17 protein-coding genes are annotated in these 21452 nt (G+C 45.8%); 3 read left to right on the top strand and 14 right to left on the bottom strand.

Annotation, left to right across the window (positions count from 1 at the left end; all coding sequences use genetic code 11):
• Positions 1 to 247: 247 nt before the first annotated feature.
• From MHI01_RS11805 to rhaD, 6 genes are all read right to left on the bottom strand, one after another.
• A complete protein-coding gene (locus MHI01_RS11805; RefSeq protein WP_047842001.1) occupies positions 248 to 460 on the bottom strand; it encodes an immunity 17 family protein in 213 nt (70 codons plus the stop codon).
• A gap of 589 nt (positions 461 to 1049) precedes the next feature.
• The gene (locus MHI01_RS11810) at positions 1050 to 2408 is read right to left on the bottom strand and encodes an ABC transporter substrate-binding protein (RefSeq protein ID WP_340983185.1); all 1359 of its coding nucleotides are present in this window, start codon (positions 2406 to 2408) and stop codon (positions 1050 to 1052) included.
• Positions 2409 to 2791: 383 nt separating this feature from the next.
• Complete coding sequence (locus tag MHI01_RS11815; protein WP_036669010.1) at positions 2792 to 3613, bottom strand: carbohydrate ABC transporter permease; 822 nt, start codon at positions 3611 to 3613, stop codon at positions 2792 to 2794.
• Entirely contained in the window at positions 3610 to 4572 is a 963-nt protein-coding gene (locus tag MHI01_RS11820) for a carbohydrate ABC transporter permease (protein ID WP_074093958.1), read from the bottom strand. Before MHI01_RS11820 ends, MHI01_RS11815 begins: the two co-directional genes overlap by 4 nt.
• A 343-nt stretch (positions 4573 to 4915) precedes the next feature.
• Entirely contained in the window at positions 4916 to 6733 is a 1818-nt protein-coding gene (locus MHI01_RS11825) for an APC family permease (RefSeq protein ID WP_340983186.1), read from the bottom strand.
• 278 nt (positions 6734 to 7011) lie between these two features.
• Positions 7012 to 7857, bottom strand: a complete 846-nt coding sequence (gene rhaD / locus MHI01_RS11830) for a rhamnulose-1-phosphate aldolase (RefSeq protein WP_339197694.1) — start codon at positions 7855 to 7857, stop codon at positions 7012 to 7014.
• A gap of 438 nt (positions 7858 to 8295) precedes the next feature.
• Between rhaD and MHI01_RS11835 the strand changes: the two genes are divergently transcribed.
• Positions 8296 to 8646: a hypothetical protein gene (locus MHI01_RS11835; RefSeq protein ID WP_340983187.1), complete on the top strand. Its 351-nt coding sequence runs from the start codon at positions 8296 to 8298 to the stop codon at positions 8644 to 8646.
• A 53-nt stretch (positions 8647 to 8699) separates the two neighbouring features.
• Here the strand turns inward: MHI01_RS11835 and MHI01_RS11840 are convergent, their stop codons facing one another.
• From MHI01_RS11840 to MHI01_RS11870, 7 genes are all read right to left on the bottom strand, one after another.
• Positions 8700 to 9218: a GNAT family N-acetyltransferase gene (locus MHI01_RS11840; RefSeq protein ID WP_164783422.1), complete on the bottom strand. Its 519-nt coding sequence runs from the start codon at positions 9216 to 9218 to the stop codon at positions 8700 to 8702.
• Between the two features lie 124 nt (positions 9219 to 9342).
• On the bottom strand, positions 9343 to 10008 hold the full coding sequence (locus tag MHI01_RS11845) for a hypothetical protein (protein ID WP_340983188.1): 666 nt from the start codon (positions 10006 to 10008) through the stop codon (positions 9343 to 9345).
• A 201-nt stretch (positions 10009 to 10209) separates the two neighbouring features.
• Positions 10210 to 10497 (bottom strand): hypothetical protein, encoded by a 288-nt coding sequence (locus MHI01_RS11850; RefSeq protein WP_036668993.1) that lies wholly within the window; start codon positions 10495 to 10497, stop codon positions 10210 to 10212.
• Between the two features lie 180 nt (positions 10498 to 10677).
• The gene (locus MHI01_RS11855; protein ID WP_036668991.1) at positions 10678 to 11166 is read right to left on the bottom strand and encodes a DinB family protein; all 489 of its coding nucleotides are present in this window, start codon (positions 11164 to 11166) and stop codon (positions 10678 to 10680) included.
• A 27-nt stretch (positions 11167 to 11193) separates the two neighbouring features.
• Positions 11194 to 12129, bottom strand: a complete 936-nt coding sequence (locus MHI01_RS11860) for a helix-turn-helix domain-containing protein (protein ID WP_340983189.1) — start codon at positions 12127 to 12129, stop codon at positions 11194 to 11196.
• A 256-nt stretch (positions 12130 to 12385) separates the two neighbouring features.
• Positions 12386 to 13552 carry a hypothetical protein gene (locus MHI01_RS11865; RefSeq protein ID WP_036668987.1) on the bottom strand — a complete coding sequence of 389 codons (1167 nt, stop codon included), beginning with the start codon at positions 13550 to 13552 and terminating at the stop codon, positions 12386 to 12388.
• Between the two features lie 61 nt (positions 13553 to 13613).
• Positions 13614 to 14834 carry a metal-dependent hydrolase family protein gene (locus MHI01_RS11870; RefSeq protein ID WP_076319088.1) on the bottom strand — a complete coding sequence of 407 codons (1221 nt, stop codon included), beginning with the start codon at positions 14832 to 14834 and terminating at the stop codon, positions 13614 to 13616.
• A 459-nt stretch (positions 14835 to 15293) separates the two neighbouring features.
• Here MHI01_RS11870 and MHI01_RS11875 point away from each other — a divergent pair, with 459 nt between their 5' ends.
• On the top strand, positions 15294 to 17348 hold the full coding sequence (locus MHI01_RS11875; RefSeq protein WP_340983190.1) for a helix-turn-helix domain-containing protein: 2055 nt from the start codon (positions 15294 to 15296) through the stop codon (positions 17346 to 17348).
• Positions 17349 to 17353: 5 nt separating this feature from the next.
• Here MHI01_RS11875 and MHI01_RS11880 read toward each other — a convergent pair whose 3' ends face one another.
• On the bottom strand, positions 17354 to 18220 hold the full coding sequence (locus MHI01_RS11880; protein ID WP_340983191.1) for a helix-turn-helix transcriptional regulator: 867 nt from the start codon (positions 18218 to 18220) through the stop codon (positions 17354 to 17356).
• Between the two features lie 93 nt (positions 18221 to 18313).
• Here MHI01_RS11880 and MHI01_RS11885 point away from each other — a divergent pair, with 93 nt between their 5' ends.
• Positions 18314 to 21433: a glycoside hydrolase family 2 TIM barrel-domain containing protein gene (locus MHI01_RS11885; RefSeq protein ID WP_340983192.1), complete on the top strand. Its 3120-nt coding sequence runs from the start codon at positions 18314 to 18316 to the stop codon at positions 21431 to 21433.
• Positions 21434 to 21452 lie beyond the last annotated feature (19 nt).

Raw genomic sequence — 21452 nt, forward strand, 5'->3', positions numbered from 1 at the left:
TTGAGATGGATAAACCTGAATTTGGTAAAAGACCACCGAAATTTTTCGGTGGTCTTTTTGTTATGGCTATGTTTTTTTCAGGCATGCTATTTGATTTGATATTCTATCCTGGTCTTACTGCATACTGCTGTTTTAAGCATTCAAACGCTTTTTCCATTTGACTCTTCTCACATATCCTCTTACTTTGCCTTCGCTCATGAACATCGTATGTAGATGATACTTAGTGAGTTCGTTAATTTCCCAATAACTATCCGATCAGTAACAGTAATACACCAATGACAATCATGACGACACCTAGAATACCATATACCACCCTTGCACCCTGCCGTCCAATAGTCTTTACAAAAATTCCTGCTCTAAAGCTCTTCATAAACCAATCCCAATTGTTGATACCACCGAGCAAACTAAAAATTCCTGCCGCTATGGCAAATAGTGCGATTAAAACGGGTTGATCTTGCATTTCGTCAACACTCCTTCAATATAATCCTGTCTACTATACCTTCACTTGGTGAAAATTAACAGGCATTAATTAGAAAAAAAAATCAGCTTGCAGATGGGAGTCTGCAAGCTCTTTTAGGGAGTTAAACATATTATATTCATTTGCCCATAGAGAACTAATTTCTACAATACCTGCTGATTTTCGCGAAATCTTTCTAAGCTATATCTTGTCTGGAGAATGAGTACATTCTGCAATTATTCGTAGGTTTTGCCGATTGTTAGCGCGTAGGAGGTTTTTTTACATAAATCGTCATCTCGACTTTAGGCCTATCCGTGGTATATAAAATCGAACTACTGACACATGTTAATTAAATATCTTTTATTTTGACATACAATCCCTCATTCTTTTAAGCCATACTTTTGTTACTTGGCCTATGATCAGACATAACCTGTTAATGTTCATCATGTTATCAATGTTGCAATCATTTGTTCAATCAGGTTGTACATTAAGAAAAATCCGTCTTAGGTCTCAGAGGATATCATAAAATTACAACAATGCGACGATCATTGATGAACGCCGCATCTGGTTGTAATGTGAGATTAGCCTACAATTATTTCTTCACCGTACTATTATATTGCGCAATCTTGTCTGTAATTTGTTTAGCTGCTACATCCAATGCTTCCTGTGGTGTACCTTGTCCATTCAGGACCGTTTCAATCGCTCCTTCGACAAGTTGTCTGGCTTCCGGGAATACACCCATTAATGCCCCGGATGTTGCTGTCGAATCGGCGGAAGCGTGCAATTGATCGACTGCTGTCTGGAATTGCGGGTACTTCGCCATATTATCCTTTAATACTTGCTCATTGTAGGCTGCTGTCGTAATAGGGAAGTATCCTGTCGCAACACTCCAGTTCGCTTGTACCTCTGGTGTAGCCAAGTACTTGATGAATTCCCATGCCGCTTGTTGTTGTGCTTCGGATTTGTTGTTCATGATGTACAAGCTCGCTCCACCCACTACAACGCCGCCTTCTTTGGCATCCACTGGACGAGGCAGGAAACCTGTTCCCAGTTCAAACTTGCCACCTGAACCTTCTACGATTTTACGCAGGCCAGCCGTGGAATCAAGAGTCATACCGATTTGCTGAGCGGTAAATGCTGCTGTTGTATCGTCTGTGCTACGTCCCAGATTGGAGAGGGTCTTCTCATCAATCATCTTTTTCCACCACGTTAAAGTCTTCACTCCAGCTTCGGAGTTCAGCAGAGACTCTGTAGCTGCTTCATTTCTTCCGTTTCCATTGTTTACATAATCTGCATTCTGGTTTGCAAAGAACTGTTCCATAAACCAGCCGTAGATCGCCATGGATGCACCTGGCTTACCGTCTTTCGCCAGTGCTTTTGCTACTTGCTCAAACTCTTCATACGTCTTCGGCGGGTTCTCCGGGTCCAGACCTGCTGCTTTGAACATATCCTTGTTGTAATACAGGATCGGGTTGGATGTGTTAAACGGCATGGCGTTCAATTTGCCATCGATGGTGTAGTATCGGATGATGTTTGGCTCCAGTTGGGACAGGTCGAACTGATCCTTGTCGATGAACTGTTGTACTGGCGTAATCATGCCCGAATCGATCATGAACTTGCTACCAATCTCATAGACTTGGATAATGTCTGGACCGCTGTCTGAGCCCATGGATGCTTTGAGTTTGTTCAGACTTTCATCGTACTTCCCTTGATAGATGGGTTTCACCTGAATGTCGGGATGGCTAGCGTTAAAATCGGAAGCGAGTTGGTTAATGGCTTTCTCCCCAGCGCCAGACATGGAATGCCACCACGTCAATTGTGTTGTTTCAGCTGCGGCCGCTTCTGCTTGTGCTCCACTTGCCGGGCTACTTGTTTCAGCTTTTGTTCCGCAAGCGGAAATGACCAACATGAGTGCAGCCAGCATTAATGCGAATGTTCCTCTTTTTTTCAAACGAAATCGCTCTCCTTTTATATGGCTCGCGTACAATAAAATCTTGGGGATGACGCGGTGTGGCCGTTACGGTTACGAATCGTTCTTTTGATCGCTCTTATCCACGGATTTTTCTCATTCCCCCTCTCAAAGGGGAAAATCCGGGGATAAAGGCGAACGCTTTGCTTCTTCAGAATCGATTTCGTCCCCTCCACTACTACCGTCGTTCATTTCAACATTTTATTTGAAGCACGAGCCTCATTTTATTCGCTCCTGGTATCCAAACCGTGGACCTTGTAAGAAGATACATGGTTTAATTCAAAACCTCTAAATTAAAATCTTTAGATCAAAACCTTCAGAGTTTCCACTTCAATTCAATTAAATAGTTGTAAAACTTTCTCTCCCTACCCCTTCAGCGCGCCTGCGGCCATTCCGCGGACAAGCTGTTTCAACCCGAAGATCAATAACAGTAAGGATGGTAGAATGACCATGGCTGTTCCGGCAAATACAAGATTCCACGCTGTGGATTCCTGGAACTCCAGCATCGAGATTCCGATCTGTGCGGTTCTCATTTCCGGTGTGTTTGTCACCAGCAGCGGCCAGAGATACGAATTGTACATGCTAAGGAATGAATAGATTGCCAGTGTTCCAAGTGCCGGTCGGGACAAAGGCAAGACATGCGATATGAAATAGCGAATATGACCACAACCGTCGATCCTCGCCGCCTCGAACAATTCCTTGGGTAGCTGCATAAAGAACTGTCTTAGCAGGAATGTACCAAACGCCGTTGCCAGAAACGGCACGGTAAGCCCCTGGTAACTATCTAGCCAGCCCCAACTGCGAACCGTCAGGTAGTTGGGGATCATCGTCACTTCCCATGGAATCATCATCGTTGCGACAAACATGCTGAAGATGACGTTTTTGCCTTTGAACTGCATTTTTGCAAAAGCATAGGCTGCCATACTCGCTGTAATCAATTGACCAAGCGTTGTCAGTCCTGCGACAAGAAAGGTATTGCCGATAAATCGACCGATCGGAACAATATCAAATACTTCGCTAAAGTTGGACAGATCGATTGAATTTGGAATGATATGCGGCGGATAAGCACTCGCATCTTCCGGCGTCATCACGGCCATGAAAAAGGTGTACATCACCGGATACAGCACAAGCGCTGCACAGATCGTCAGTAATACATACAACAGCGTTTTGGTCCATGTCGCACTCATTGGTAATGCACTTTCCTTTCTACCCATTTGAACTGGATCAGGGTCAGCAACATAATCACCACGAACAGGATCAGTGCCTGTGCACTACCTGTACCAAAGCGGAAATTAACGAAGGCTTCCTGATAGATGGAATATACAAAAACATTTGTACTGTCCATCGGACCACCCCGGGTTAGAATGTTGATCTGACCGAACGATTGAAAAGCGCCAATGATCGATACGACCGTAACAAAGAATAACGTTGGTGACAGTAGCGGCATCGAGATTTTGCGAAACGTCAGCAAGGGTCCTGCGCCGTCAATCTTGGCACTCTCGTAGATCTCATCCGGGATGCCTGCCAAACCACTGGATAGAATAATGTAGTTGAATCCAAGGTTCATCCAGATCGTCATGATGGAGATCGAAATCAATGCCCAATCCGGGCTGGTGAGCCAGGGAATTGGATCGATGCCTACTTTGCCAAGCAGATAATTCAGCATGCCCAGGGTCGGGTGGAATAGAAACTTCCAGATCACCGCTGACGAACCGACGGATAACACCACGGGCAGAGAGAATACAAATTGGAACACACGCATTCCCTTGAACCGGTTGTGGGTCAGTGCAGCCAGAATCAGAGCAGCCAGCATGCCCGTAGGCACTGTAAACAGTACAAATAGTAATGTCACTTTCATCCCTTGCATAAACAGTCCTGATTGGAACACAGCCTTGAAGTTATCCAGTCCTACATAAGCCGCAATCTGCCCCGTCGGATCTGTGGAATGCAGACTCAGGTACACGGACTTAAACATCGGGTAAAACAGAAACACTGCAAACAAAAGCAGCGATGGTGCCAGGAAACCATAGGCCAGCAGATTCTCCCGCATTCGCTGCACACGCAGCGAGGCTGTCCGGCGCTCACTCGTACCGGATACGCGCCGTTTGGCGGCGGGCAAGCTGATCCGGTTATCAAGCTCACTCATCGGATTTTCTTCCCCCTTGTTTCACGCATTCAGTGTGTGTGAAATGTTAGATCAACTTCAGCACCACGTTATCTAGTGTAAGAGTCGAATGTCACAGCAAAATTCATTCTGAATCAACGTAACGTTAATCATGGACAAGGGACTTTACGGAAATGTGTATCCACTCGAAAGCGGTATCCAAACCGGATTTCATGACAAAAAACCGCAAGAACTCCACTGTTTGGAGATATCCCTGCGGTTTGATGTGTAAATGGAATATAAACGTTTGCTTATTAATAAAAGCGACTCATTTTACAATAATCTGTAAATCTTCCAAACGAGGTAAAGCGATTAACCGTTCGAGTTAACGATTAAGATGATATGGCACCGTGGTGACAATCACGTCTTTGTAATTGATCAGATAAGCCCGGATCATGAAGCTGGTCTGGTTGTGCAGTACATTTTGCCACCAGTGCTTGGTGATGAATTGTGGAATCAATATGGTGATGTGATCAGTCTCAGCCGTTTTCCACTCTACTGTATCAATAAATTTCTTCAGCGGCCCCATAATGCTACGGTATCTAGATTTAATCACGACCAGACGAACACCTGGATTCCATTCTTCCCACTTCTGCTCCATCTTGCGTATCGCCTCATCATCGAAGCCAATGTACAGCGCGACCACATGATCAGACATCGTCTGGGCGTAACTGATCGTATTCATAACGACCCGGGTAATGCCCGCAACAGGAATGACTATCGTATTGCCTTTTTTGGCTGGCTTATCGACCTGAATATCAATCCGCAGCTCATCTGCAATGTTGCAATAATGACGGTGAATACGCATGAACACATAAACAACGAGCGGCAAAAAGATAAAGATGACCCATGTCTGTGTGAACTTGGTGAAAATAAAGATCAGGGTAATCGATAATGTGGTCAGCATACCGACGGTATTGACCAGCAACTTCATCTGCCAGCCAGACGGCTTGACTTTGATCCAGCGAATCATCATACCGAGCTGTGACAGGGTAAATGGAATGAACACCCCTACCGCATAGAGCGGAATCAGGCTTTCCGTATTCCCTTTGAACCCAACCACCAGCAGCGCAGACATCACACTGAGGAAAATGATCCCGTTTGAGAAACCAAGGCGGTCTCCTCTGACCATAAATGCATGCGGCATGTATTTATCCTTTGCCATCATGAAGGATAACAGCGGAAAAGCCGAATAAGCTGTGTTGGCTGCGAGGAACAGGATCAGTGCCGTTACACCCTGGATGATAAAATACATCGTGCCCCTGCCAAACGTCGCTTCAGCAATCTGGGAAATGACCGTTGCTTTGGGATCAGGCCTCACTCCGTACCCATAAGCCAGTAAGGTGATACCGATGAACATGGCTCCCAATATACAACCCATGAGCAGTAATGTACCCGCGGCATTTTTCTCAGCAGGCTGCTTGAAGTTCGGGATTGCGTTACTTACCGCTTCCACGCCAGTCAAGGCCGAACAACCAGAGCTGAATGCTTTTAATAACAGAAACATACTCACATGGGATAGACTAGTTCCGAATTCTGGTGCAGCTGCTTCCATCCCCCCGGCAAGAAATTTGATTCCGCCCGAGATAATAAGAACCGCAATCGAAAAGATAAACAGATAAATGGGGATCGCCAGCACAGACGCTGACTCCGTCACTCCCCGCAAATTCATAATGGTTAGAAAAACAATCATAATCAGAGCAATCACAACACTGTAGTCATGCAGCATAGGAAAAGCCGACGTAATCGCATCCGTCCCTGCCGACGAACTTACCGCAACGGTCAAAATATAATCGACCAGCAGAGATCCTCCGGCAATCAGACTGGATGTTGTACCCAGGTTATCCTTGGCTACGATATAAGCGCCGCCCCCTGTTGGATAAGCAAATATCGTCTGGCGATAGGAAAAAATTAAAATGACGAGTAATCCCAGCACGGCGATAGAAATCGGAACGGAGTACCACAGGGCGGCGAATCCGGCCGCAACGAGCACCAGCAAAATCTGTTCCGTACCGTAGGCAACGGACGATAGGGCATCCGAGGACAGGATGGCGAGCGCCTTCCATTTCCCCAATTTTTCTCCATCCAGTTCAGCCGATTTCATGGGCTTGCCTATTAAGATTCTCTTCATTTTGCCAAGCATGATCATAACTTCCTTCCGTCTCTCATCTGTGAAGCATTGTTATTATGCAAAATCGCAGAGCCGTTGACAATACGTCATTTCACCCGAATTTCGCCAGCGCGTGATAATGCATTCTACGATTCAATAATCGATAACAAAGCCATTCTTGTTCAGCAATTTGAACTTTTTTGAACCAAAATGACGATTGTTCGTCAAAAAAAAGGAAATGGCCTTTGGTTCAATGAACCCAAGACCACTTCCTTGATCTATGCGTTGACTATAAAACAATACAGCTTTCCTTAACTGCCCAGAATTCCGGGACGAGGAGTAACACCAAACGCTTGTGCCAGTGTGGTCAGCTGCTCATCCGTAATTCTCTGCCGGATCTCGTGACCGGCAACCAGCATAAACACCTGGGCTGCCTTCTCAATCGTCTCAATCAGACCAAATGCCTCGTCAATCGTTGTTCCTGTTCCAAAGATGCCATGTTGCGGCCAGATGACCGCGTGGTATTCTTTCATTTTCTCAGCCGTTTCGCGTCCAATCTCGTTTGATCCAGGAATCATCCATGGAATAATGCCGATCCCATCCGGGAATACAACCACACACTCCGTGCACATCTGCCACAGCGTTTTCGTGAATTTTGCCTCATCCAATTCGTGGATAAACGTCATAGCCAATACATGAGTGGCATGGTTGTGCATGACAACCCGGTGGTTCGGGTCCAATTTCAAACGTTCGATATGGCTCATGAAATGTGTAGGCAACTCACTTGTTGGATTCGCTCCCGACTTCAATCCCCAGAGCACTTCCAGCTCCTGTCCATCCTGCGATACACGCAGCAATCCTAGATTGCTCTCGGGATCAGCGAGTACATTTTTGAAATATTTGCCCGATGCGGTCACGATAAAATACTTGCCTGCCAGCTCATGCACCGAAAATGCCGGTTTGATCTTGCGAATCACATGATGGATATCGATATATTGAGCAACTTCCTCTTCCTCCAGCAGATAGCTGACATTACCGCCATTGCGCTCATCCCAGCCATTTTTCCACATATGTTGTGTAATCTCAGCCATCTCACGGACAAATGGGATATGGAAACCTGCAGCCTGCGTTGTTTCATTGCTAAGGGTCACGTTCATGATCAATCTCTCCTTATATTGAAAATCAAATGGCTTGCCACGTACATAGTAAGTTCTTTATTTCACATTCATTATACCTTTGTTTATCTTTGGTAGTCAATAATAAACACAGATATATTCTTTTATTTATTTTTGTTTAGTTTTGTTTATTTGAAAATAAAACAAAAAAATACCCCACCGGCGCCCGGCGGGGTCAGTCACACATCTATTTAACACGAGAAGGGGTTTACAAGACTTATCTTACCTCTGCTACCTTAATAGAAGCTGAAAGCGAAATAAAAAAAGCATGAAAACATATATCTCCTTGGGACAGAAGATTCAGTTCCTCCTTTTCATTCAGTACATATATCTCTCTGTCCAAACGCTTTTGTGGATTCTAACATATGCTATTCTAGCTTTTCTCAGGAAAAGATATTCATAAAAAAAGGAGATGGACCTATGGCAGTCCTTTCTACAGGCCCGATCGAGAACAACCTCTCCTGTGGTAGCAGGCCTACACAACAGGTCACCATCAAAATGGTCAACACCGATTCCATCAATACGTCCAATGTACTCATTGAAGGTTATTTCCTGAATGGAACGAGAACCTTATATGTGCTGCAATCCGTTAATCTGACCCCCGGGCAAGTCTTCTCTCAAACCTACTATGCCAACCTGGATGGATACGAATATGTATTCACAACGGGTGGAGGCGCAGCTGCATTAACTGAAATTTCAGTGTGGGGAAAAGACAGCACCGGGCAAATCGTCACCGCACATCGTATTGTTTCGAATGAACTAGTTCTATAAAAAAGAGGAAACCAGATGCCCTCAATCCCTGTCCTTCATTGGTCGGGGGTTTCTTATTTTCGCAGCACATACGATGGATGCTTCTTTCCTGTTGGTTCATAACGTTCATCACCTGTATACTCAAATCCCAGCTTGATCAAGATGTGACGTGACACTTCATTATCCGGATGATGCCCGGCAAACAGTGCCTTCGCCTTCATTTCGTCAAAGGCATACGTAATCACCGCACGCGCTGCTTCCTGGGCATACCCTTTGCCCCAGTGATCCCGGGTTAGATGGAATCCCAGTTCATACATATCCTCTTCTGGAGAATACGGACGCAGGCCACAACAACCGACAAACACCTCCGACTCTTTCTCAAAAAGGGGCCAATATTGCACACCCGCTTCCTTCTGCCTTTGAATCTCCTGTGTCAATCGTGCCTCTACCTCATCCTCGCTCAGAAATCCCTTGCTGCTAATCCACTTGGCAACCTCATGATCGCCCCACAATGCAAACGCCAGCGCACGATCTCCTTCGTTCCAAGTCGCACATTCCAACCGTTCCGTTTCAAATAAGATTGTTCTATTCATCATCCACTAACCTCCTGTATGCCAACACCAATCTGCGTGCCGCCTATACCTTAAATTAATCGAATGACCGTCAGGATAAACAACATTTATAATCTGTGTACATGTTCATCCCTTGTAATAACACTTATAATTGCTTAGCCAATTTCTCAAATTGATTGATGTGAGGCTTGATCTCTTTCTCTACACTTTTTATAAAAGAGCTGAATTGCTTGGAAATATACTCTTCTCCAACACCAATATGTTTATATACTTTTCCCTTTTTATATGTAAATGAGAATATATAACCACTCTTCAAATCATTCCAAATGTCTCCGGCATACCCTAAGATTTCAAATCTCAATTTCGAATCTTTGTAAAGAAACGAATATGGCGGATCATATTCCCCATTTCGTACATCATAGCCTGCAATCCACTGATCTTTTGCAAATGTCCCTGTTTGGATTCGCGATTCCAGCATATATCCAGTCAAAGCTATTTCGTTAACATGAAGTTTACCTTTACCATCTTTCTTGTCATTCTTCCAGTTCCCATCATACTTGGACTCTGTAATACTGTCCTCTCCGCGTGTTATAACTTTATATACGCCGTGTCCCGAACGTTTTCCCTGTGCCCAGCTTCCTTTGTAGGTTTTGGTTTTCCCCCAGGTCATGGTTCCATTCCCGTGAGGTTTTCCATTTTTGGTCTCTCCATAATATGTAGCCCCATTGCCATACTCCAGAGTAGTCTTTTCATTCGCCGCCTGAGCAACATGTGGTGACAGGATTGCAGACAATCCTAAGGTTATCCCCAAAATACAGATGAACATCTTTCTAAACATCAAATCTCCCTTTCTCTCGCTGTATAAGAAATTCATTCTTATAACAACCTATTAATCAAATAATAAGACTCTAGTATAATATCACTTTCAATCCAGAAGGTTCCACATAAAAAAAAGAAAAACCCCTGCCGACAAGATGTCCGACAGAGGCCGTTCCAATTCAGTTCACACCAATTACAAATCTGCTACGGCGAATTGAATTGTTCCGGAAGCTGCGCCTCCAAGGTTAGCTAACAAGGCAAACACCAGAACTCCACCTGAAGAAATGGTAAGGCTGCTGTTTACAGGAACAACGTAAGTGACTACTGGTGCATTAACACGTGTGATCACGAGAGATACCGGAAAAGGTCCAAAGTTGTTCACTGTAGCGCTGGCATTTGTGCCTCCAGCCAAATTTTCGTAGTAGGACTTGCCTACTCCGGCAGGAAGGTTGTAATTTTGTATCGGTAAAAGGATGGCCATTGAAATCACCTCCTTTTTGCTTTGATACGGTATTCTATGCTTGAAATCTATTAAAGCAACGGTGAATTACCAGGGTCATAATGTCCAATTTTGATAGACTTCATAGATTGATAGACGAATGTACGCAAAAAAGCCCCACCGGACCATCCGGTGGAGCCAATTAAGCTTACTTTAGTTTAATTACGCATACAGCATGAAAAAGTTCAGTTCATGGCCCTGCTGCTTGAGATAGTTATACAGCTGCGAACGGTGATGGAATACATGCGTTACGGTTTCAATCTGCCATTGAACCTGCAAGTGACCATGTTCCATATAAAAAGCTTTTGTTGAACGATTCAAAAAGTCGTCTTCGCTCAATCCTTTGATATAAGCTTTGTAGGATTCGAAATTGCTCCATAATGTTGCTTCAAGCTTCTCGATATCCTCAATCCCCGACAGGCTATTCTCCACCAGCCCAACCTCAGCTTCACCTTTTTCCTGCATAATGGCAAGATCCGATGCCGTGATTTGGATAAAGTGATGCACTAGCTCCACCAATGAACGCATATTCTCCTGTGGACGATACGACCAATCCTCCGAACGGATCAAGCGAATTAACGAAGCCCCCGTCCGTACGCCTGTTTCCAATTCATTTAACAAGTGATCCCGAATCTGCAATGTTCCATTCATATATGATGTCTCCCTTATCTTTTATTCTCACGACTTCAGTATAACCGAAGGTGCTGCAGATCTATTGTACAAATCGGACAACATTCTGCCATGCTCCCTGGCTGCCGTCAACGGAGTCTCTCCATAAAACTTGCGAAATTGCCGAATTAGATGGGCTTGGTCAAAAAATCCATGATTCTGGGCAAGCATTGCCCAGTCTGCCGTGTCCCCTTGATGAATATCACTCAACACACGATGAAAACGAACCACCTCACTGAATCGTTTGGGACTGATTCCGACCCACTCCGAGAACTTGCGATGCAGCTGCCGCTCACTGATCACTTCACGCATCGCCAGCTCTTGGACACTCATACGTCCCCCATCCATAAAGATGCGGTGCAGCACGTTTTTCATCACATTGTTCTCCGATGTGCTTGCCTGCACGGTAAACGGACTCAAGTACGCATTCATAACCTCTACTCGCTCTGCAAAATGATTCGTTTCGGCCATCCGTTCCTGAAGCCCGTTCAGCTTCTCCGGCCAACATTCCTGAAGTGCAATTCGCTTATCCGTAAACCACTCCAGAGGCATGCCATGGAAGACATGCGCTCCACCCGGGAAGAACCGGACACCAAAGGTGTAGTCTCCAGCAGGGGAGCCATCATCGGCTGGCTCAGGTACAGCGAACGGATGTGTATAATTGCCACAGTAAGCATAGGAGTACTTTGAACAGACCGGGTCGTATGTAATCAGCATGTCCGTGCAACCATCCGGTAATACCCGGGCAGGTACCGTCATCATCGATCGCTCTGGACCTTCTCTCTTAGCAACATCCGCATGTCTGTTCGGAAGAGATCCTGATTCCCAATAACAGGCCACATAAGCCATCAGACCAGCAGCAGGTACTTTCTCAACATAATAACTGTTAGGGTACGTTCCATTCATCTGAATAGGCTTAAACAACGGGTGCAAACTGTGATCCACAATTCCATCCTCCGGTCACTAGAGTTGGTTACACATTATGTATTCATCTATCATACCATCAACCGCAGAAATGAAGAAAAAAAAGTGCCCTACCGGAGGACAATCCGATAGGGCCAGTCACACATCTATTTAACACGAGAAGGGGTTTACAAGACTTATCTTACCTTCCCAACCTTAATGGAAACTGAAATTGGGATGAAAAGAACATCAATTTTTCTTATAGTGCGTGTTCAAAAAGACCGTTTTTGACAACCTCTTAAAGTGTCTTGATCAGTATGGACGCAATTAACACGGATGCTGTTGTGACCGTTGTGAATCCACCTACCAGCATTGGCGTTAAAATCTCATCGAGGATGGCTTTGCGTTCATTTTCATCACGTCCAACTGAACGGCTTACTTCCTCACAGATAATGTAGTCCCCCGGAAAACCGAATAGTGCAGTCAGTGCCACAGGCAGACCTTTGAGCGGGTCCCATTTGAACAGCTTGGAGCCAACAAATCCACCGATCAGCACCCCAATCACACCGATTGCGATAATGAACAACACTGGAATAATGGAACTAACCACCGCATCGAAAGTGATCGACTCCATACTTGTCATAACGACTACGATCAGACCTATCATGGCAATTCCCGATGTACTTGCTTTATCCAGAATACGAGATGGGAACAGTCCGATCAGATGTCCGAGGACCCCCAGCAACAGAGCCCAGATACTGTAGCTAAGTCCGGTTACATTACCTAGATAAATGGAGAGACTACCCATAATGAACAAGAGCAACAGCAGAATAGGTGCGGTCTGGAATCGCTGTGGAAGGAATGTTTTGGCATTCGCTTCTTTAATGTTCACATGGCCTTCCCCTGCAACCTTGTTCTCAAAAGCGCCCTGCTTCTGCAGTTTCAGCGCATATCTGCGCAACATATTGGTTGCAATCGGCATCCCCACGAGGGAATGAATACCCAGAATAACAGCCGGAATTGTAATCAGATGACCCAGATTCATCTCCTGCAACTTCGTGGTTGTGATCAGATATGAGATAATGCCACCGACAACCGGACTTGATCCCGCAACAGCCGTAGGATAACCATAGAACGGTGATACGATTAACAGGATAAGACCTGTCGCCGTGAGTGATGCGAACAATGAGATCAGTATAGCTTTATATTGGGAACGTATTAATTTCAGCGGTATTAATGTCCCCATGTGTACAATCAGCGGAGCCACCATGAGAGCCCCGAACGCCGTCAGAGCAGAGCTGGATACCACTCCTTTAGGAAATAACCCCGCCCAGTTCAGCAGCAAATATCCGATCAGAATAACAAGCAAGGAAGGAATTCGCGCTTTGGACCAGATCGAAACCAGTTCCCCTATAGCTAAAATAACAAGCAATACTGTGGCGATATATATCGGTTGACTAAACATGGTGACTTCTCCCCATTCTCTATGTTGTCAGTGCAGTTCAGTACACGTAGAACCATCGTTCTTATTTCAAGCGTTCACCTGATAAATAGACCTGTTCGATATTCTCTGTGTTTTCGAGCAGTCCAATATCCGTCAACGGATTCACATTCAGTACCAGCAGATCAGCAGCTTTGCCAGGTTCAATCGTACCGATCTCCGCTTCCATCTGCATCGCTCTCGCCGCATCTCTTGTTGCGGCTACAATCGCTTCCATCGGCGTAAATCCAACATCTTCAACAAGCAATCGAAGTTCTAGTGCATTCCCGCCATGCTCAACAGGTGCACATGTGCAGAAGTCTGTCCCTACTGCAATGGTTACGCCTGCCTTACGCGCGATAATCATGTTCTCAATATGCTCCTGATATACACTTTTGGCTTTGCGGATGCCAAATTCGGGAACACCGTATTTATGCCCTTCTTTGATGATCCGATGTACAATGGCCAGCGTTGGAACCAGAACCGCCTTTTGATCCAGCATCATGCCAATGCCTTCTTCATCAATGTAGATCCCGTGTTCAATGGTGCGTACGCCCGCTTCCAACGCATTTTTGATCCCCTGTACACCTTGCGCATGTGCAGCCACATAAGACTGTACCGCTTCCGCTTCATACACGATCGCCTTCAGCTCATCCATGCGGAATTGCGACCAGCGAGGGTCATCTTTCTCCGAAAGTACCCCGCCTGTGGAGCACACTTTAATGAAATCCGCCCCTTCACGGAACTGCGTGCGTGTTGCCTTAATGACTTCCGGAACCCCGTCACACACGGTGAAGATATTCAGTTCCGTTGGAATCATATGGATATCTGCATGTCCACCCGTCTGAGAGAGCATATGACGGGAAGTTTTAATCCGCGGCCCCTTCACCACACCTTCCTTGATCAGATCGCGAATGTATACAGCAACATGGCTACCGACATCCCTGACGGTTGTGAATCCTGCGTTGATCAGCTTCGGCAGATCCTGAAGTGCTCTCCCCATCTGGAGTTCATTGGCCTCCAGCGCCACCGCAGCCATATTTAGATTTTTGGCCCCGTGTACATGGACATGGGCATCGATTAATCCGGGCATCACCGTTTTGCCTGTTACATCAACAAGCTCGGCATGTTCCGGAATTGGAACGGTTGCTTTTGCACCCGCAGCTATGAATTTCCCGTTCTCAACCAGGACCACACTATCGGAAACAGGCTCTCCACCTTGTCCATCAATCAACAATGCACCTACAAAAGCAGTAATTTGACTCATCTGTACTCCACCTCATTTTCAGACTTGGTTGTAAGTTCAACTAAAGAATATTTACACTGACCACTCCGATGACAGAATAACCTTCCGATCGCTGTTATCCCCAGATTTTTTTTAATTCCCTTCTCCAAAGGGAAAATCCGGGGATAAAGGCGAACGCTTTGCTTCTTCACGTTATTTCTGTCCTCTCCGTTCTCGTGTAAAAAGTTAAGTTGAACTTAAATATTACGTATATCTGTTCGATTTACAGCTCTACTGTTGTACTACGATGAAATTGTATCGTGTTAAAGTTAATGACATTATATAAGTTGCAAATGTATAATGTCATTGTTGATAGCAACAGCATTCTAATATTAATTATGGTGATATACACAATACAAAATATAAATCACACAGCATAGTGAAGATCATGTTATATATGTAAGCATTCTGCCATGTGAACACAAAAGGAGTACGTTTGCTATGATTCATGAAGCGGTTCGCTCATTTATGGTTCAAGTCTTTGGGTCTGTTCCGTACGGAATTTGGATCAAGGATGAATATGATTTCCAGTGGAATAACTGGCTACGTGAAGGAGAGTTACCTGAATATACAGATCAAGAACAGATTGAGTCATCCTGGAAGATTCTCAGGTACACGTTTGTTTTTTTGTCTAACATCAACATTCGTGTGGTTATCGATACCCAGAAACAACTTACCCTGCTACAGAGTGAACGTCTGGAGTCTTTGATTCGGGAAGGACTGCTGAAGCAGCAGATTGAGAAGGAACGTGCACACAATGATCGATGGTTGACCGGACTGCGGGAGCTGACCTGTTCCCTGGAGCTGAACGATTTGTTACTCAAAATCATGGAGAATGCGCTCCATGTCATCCCCTCCCTTTCCTGCGGACTGTTCATGATGGTTGATCCGGACTCTGGCAAGATGATTCCTAGAGCCAAAGTCGGTTTTCAGGATAGTGTGTATCAATATCAGGGCGAGCTGGATGAGGGCATTACGGGAAAAGTATACGAGGAAGGCATTGGCCGAATGTATAGCACACCGGATGATGCCTTTAAAGATATGGGCAATGTTAGTCAGGAGAATGCGGATATCATTGTAAGTTCACTGCCTGACGGTATTATGGCAAAAGGACTTATCGCCGTTCCCGTGACAATGAACACCCACAAAATCGGTGTAATGCTGGTATACCAATTTGAACAAAACAGACGATTTGCCCCACATGATCTGAACGTGATGCAGGGATTTGCGGATCAGGCAGCCATTGCCATCTCCAACGCCACCATGTATTCAGAACTGCTGGAAACGAACCGATATCTCGTTAGCCGTAATGAAATTCATAATCAATTCACGGCGCTTTCCATTGAACATGTGAGCCTCGGACATATCATTGAGACGGTTGGGTCAATGCTGAAACTTCCCACCTATTATGTGGACATGGCGAGAAATGACTGGTACCCGCTCATCCCGGAAAGTGTCTTGCTAAGTGAGCTCGATATCTATACCGCTCTGGACAGTCAGTATAACCCCATCACCTTATCCGGTGGAACGGATCATAGCGATTATTACCTCTATCCCATTGTGAACGGATCTCTGGTGCTTGGCTGTTTTGCCATCCAATTAGATCATCCGTTAGGTCAGTTGGATCATGTGATTTTGGAACAAGGCGGAGCTATTGTGATGCTGGAGATGGTGAATACCTACTCACTCACCGAGATGTCCTATCGGAAAAACCATGATTTCTTCAGCGATCTCGTGCAATATAGAGAACCACAGCAGTTGGAGGCACGACTTTCCAGCTTTCAGTTGCCAGCCCATCAGTCCTTGTTCGTCACTCAATTGCAGCTCTATGGGGAACATCCCGACATGAAAACAACTGAAAATTGGGTGCGCAAGTTGATCGGATTTATCGAAAAGGAGCTGGGCACCCGCGAACATCTATTGTTCAGTGCACATCACAAAATTACGATTTTGGCTGCGGCATCCGAGCCCAAGGTCAGACACTGGATCATCAGCAGGCTGGAAACGGCTGTGGAGAAATGGACCACCTCCAAGACTCCTGCCCTATCTATCGGCATCGGTGGACTGTATCAAGGGCTTGAGTATGTGTCCAAAAGCAATGACGAGGCTACACGCTCGTTGTCCTTTCTGCTGAAACAAAACAAAGCGGGCCTGATGCTCTACGAAGAAATCGGGATCAATCGGCTGTTTCTGAACCAGGAACCTTCCGATATCGAGAACTACATTCACGAAATTCTGTCCCCTCTTCAACAGCAAAAATCAGGAGAGCTTGAACTCACACTCAAAACCTACATTGCCGCGAATCGATCTGTGCAAGCCACAGCCGAACGTCTGCATATTCATACCAATACGTTGTACCTGCGCCTGCGCAAAATAGAGGAGATTCTAGGTGTTGATCTGAACGATTCCGAGGGTTGGATGAAGGTGTATCTGGCATGTCATTTAAGTGAAGTGTACTCTGTTGCTCCTACCGTAAGTGGAGCACTAAAATTGTAACTCCATCAATTCAGTCCGTGCAGTTTGCGAAAACGCTCTGGACTCATGCCTGTATGCCTTTTGAACATCGCACAGAAATAACTGGCATTCTCGTAACCCACCCGATCAGCCACTTCATATATTCGAAGCTCTCTCTCACTGAACATGAGTTGTTTGCTCCGATTGATCCGTTCTTGGTTCACGTAAAATACAGGTCTGGTGTGGAGTGCCCTCTGAAACAGCCTGCACAAATATTGGGGAGATACCACAGCCACATCGGCCAGTTCTTTCAGCGAAAGCGAACGATCCAGATGCTCTGTGATATAACGCAGCACAGGCTTCAAGCGCTCCAGTTCATCATTATAATTGGCGGATGCGATGAGCAGTGGCTTCAGATCCAGCAGCAGGGCATATAATTGTTTGGAACACTCCACATCGTAATCTGCGTAATCCGTATCACCGCCATTCTCTCCTCTAACCAGAAGTTGCTCCAGGCCACGTAGCAGCGTTGCTGTCCTGAGTCTGCATACGCGTGAACCGGTTATCCCCGCATAAGATAATAACTGGCTAGCCTCTCTCCCCTGAAACGAGACCCAAGCCAGTTCCCAACGGTCACTGATGGGCATATATCGATGCGGAACATCGGGATACAGAAAGAAAACGTCACCCGGTCCGACGATATACTCGTCCTCTTGTATAATCAGTCTCCCCTGACCATGAATAATCTGGTGGATCTGATAATCCGGGAATCCCTCTGGACGCTCAGTTTCATATTGGTGTTCCCAGTAACCAACCGTGGTCATATAGATCGGCAGGCGAGCAGCTTCTTCTGTTTTACCAAAAAAAATCCGGGTATCCATCCAGTACACCACTTTCTTCATCGTTAGTTTCATATTGTGATATATATGGGCAATATTCTTTATTCTCTAAGTCATCATTCAATTCTATAATGACAATATTATAACATTTCAGAAGGAGTTGCTGTTATGCGAAAGAAACTGGTACACACCCCTCCGGCAAATGGATACCCGGAATGGAACAATAATCCCGAGACTTTTCAAGTAAACCGTCTACCCGCACATGCTTCTATGGTAGCGTTTCCATCTATAACAGAAGCATTGTCCAATGATTCCAGCGCATCGCCATGGTACGAATCACTGAATGGTCAGTGGAAGTTTGCCTTTGCGGAGACACCGGAGCAACGGATTACATCCTTTTATGAGAACAACTATGATGCCAGTGACTGGGACGAGATCGCTGTTCCTTCCAACTGGCAGCTACAAGGGTACGATTATCCCCACTATACAAATATGACGTATCCGTGGGTCGAGCGTGAGCCTGAATTGAAGCCACCATTTGCACCAACAACTTATAACCCGGTGGGTTCGTACATCCGCACGTTTACTGTTCCTGCTGACTGGAAAGACCGTCCTGTCCTGCTGCACTTCGAGGGTGTTGAATCTGCCTTTTATGTATGGGTCAACGGGGAACTCGTCGGTTATAGTGAAGACACGTTCACACCCGCAGAATTTGATATCACTTCGTATCTAACGAAAGGTGAGAACAAGCTCGCTGTGGAGGTATATCGCTGGTGTGATGCGAGCTGGCTGGAGAATCAGGATTTCTGGCGGTTAAGCGGCATCTTCCGTGGTGTATACCTGCATTCACCTTCACCGGTTCAGATCGCCGATTTCTTTGTTCGTACTGAACTGGATGACGCGTATCAGGATGCGGAGCTACTGCTGGATTTGAAATTATTTAATCATAATGACGCGCAGACCCCTGCCGGATTGTCCGTTCAGGCGCAGCTCTATGATGCACAACAGCAGACAGTGCTGAAGCAACCACTTACTGCGGCCGTTACTTTCCAGGGCGAGGATGAACTTTCATTCCAGTTGTCAGCAGAGGTTATGAAGCCGCTACTATGGAGCGCTGAGTCCCCTAACCTGTATACACTTGTGCTGTCCATTCAGGACGAATCAGGCGAAACACTGGAAGCAGTCCGTAGCCGGATCGGATTCCGCAAGTTTGAACTGAAGGACGGCCTGATGCAAATCAATGGCAAACGCATTGTATTTAAAGGCGTCAATCGTCATGAATTTTCCCCGGATAAGGGTCGAGCCATTGGACGGGAAGACATGATCCGTGACATCGAGTTGATGAAGTCCTATAACGTTAACGCGGTGCGTACATCCCATTATCCGAATCAGTCTCTCTGGTACGAACTGTGTGATGAATATGGCCTTTATGTCATTGACGAAACGAATCTGGAAACTCACGGCACCTGGGAATATGGGCAAAAGGAAATGAACGAGAACAATATTCCCGCGGGCAAGCCGGAATGGCGTAATAACGTAATAGATCGCTGTAACTCGATGTTCCAGCGGGACAAAAACCATGCGTCCGTTATTATCTGGTCTCTGGGTAATGAGTCCTTCGGTGGCGATAACTTCATCGCCATGTACGATTATCTGAAACAAGTCGATCCAACTCGTCTCGTTCATTATGAAGGCACCTTCCATTATCGCCCTTCTGATTCGGCAAGTGATATTGAATCGACAATGTATATCAGTCCACAAGATGTGGAGCAATACGCGCGCATGAAGGGTCCGAAGAAACCTTATATTATCTGCGAATACAGCCATGCCATGGGTAACTCCTGTGGAGGTTTGCATCTGTATTGGGATTTGTTCGATAAATATGATGTGTTGCAGGGTGCATTCATCTGGGACTGGGTTGATCAGTCCATTCGTACCACTACGGCAGACGGTGTAGAATATTTTGCTTATGGTGGCGATTTCGGTGAATCTCCTCATGATGGCAATTTCTGCGGGAACGGACTGATTCTGGCCGATAAGACAATTACACCGAAGCTGGAAGAAGTGAAGAAATGTTATCAGAACGTTCGTATGGAAACCGTTGATGTCAAAGACGGCCTGCTGCGCATCAAAAACCAGTTCCTGTTCACGGATCTGAGCGAATATTCGCTCGTATGGACAGTAACTCACGATGGCAAATCTGTAGAGAACGGTACGTTGGATATCGCGGTACCTCCTGGCGAATCGGTTGAAGTCCGAATCCCTTATACGCAATCTTCCGATCTGTTCCAGGAAGCGGTGCTGACTGTATCTCTGGTTACCAAAGTGGCAACCAAATGGGCAGGAGTAGGTCATGAGATTGCCTGGGATCAGTTCGTGGTATCTCCGAGATTGCGTCCAATCCAACCGATACGTCAAGGACAAGACAATGCACCGCAGGTACAGGATCTGCAAGATGAATTGAAAGTGGCTACAGGCCAAGTCACGTTGAGCTTCAATCCAGCCACTGGCGCGTTAACATCCTATCAGATTAACAATCAGGAGCAATTGCTCGCACCTGTTCGGCCCAATTTCTGGAGAGCCATGACAGACAATGATATGGGGAACCGCCTGAATGAGCGTTCTGCCTTCTGGAGAGATGCTCACGCTACCAGCAGATTAATTCGCTTTGAGCACCATGCAGACGAACAAGGTTTTCTTGTAACGACCGATTATACGTGGGATCAACATCCGGGATGTACGCTGTCCATCACATACCGAATTGATGCGGATGGTGTATTAGAAATCAGTCAAACTCTTATTCCAGGCGTAGGCTTACCTGATCTACCGGAATTCGGTATGTTACTGCAACTGAATAACCGCTTGGATACAATCTCTTGGTACGGCAGAGGGCCACACGACAACTACGCAGACCGTCTAACCAGTGCACGTCTCGGTTATTACACAGGTGCGGTTCGAGATCAATTTGTTCCATATCTAAAACCACAAGAGTGTGGTAACAAAACGGATGTACGCTTTGCTGGAATTACGTCAGCGGATGGTCAGCTTGGCCTTCATGTAGAAGCCACCATACCATTTGAAATTAATGCGTTACCGTGGACACCGGAGGAACTGGAAGCAAACGACCATGTGTACAAATTACCTCAGAGCACACAGACTGTCGCTCGCATCAATTACAAACAAATGGGTGTTGGCGGAGATGACAGCTGGAGCGCACGTACCCATGTCGAATACACCTTGCCAGCCAACCGCGCGTATCACTTCACCTTTACGGTAAGACCTGTATAACATCAAGCAAGCACTGCTG

The organism is Paenibacillus sp. FSL M7-0656, from assembly GCF_038003225.1.
Lineage (GTDB): Bacteria > Bacillota > Bacilli > Paenibacillales > Paenibacillaceae > Paenibacillus > Paenibacillus amylolyticus.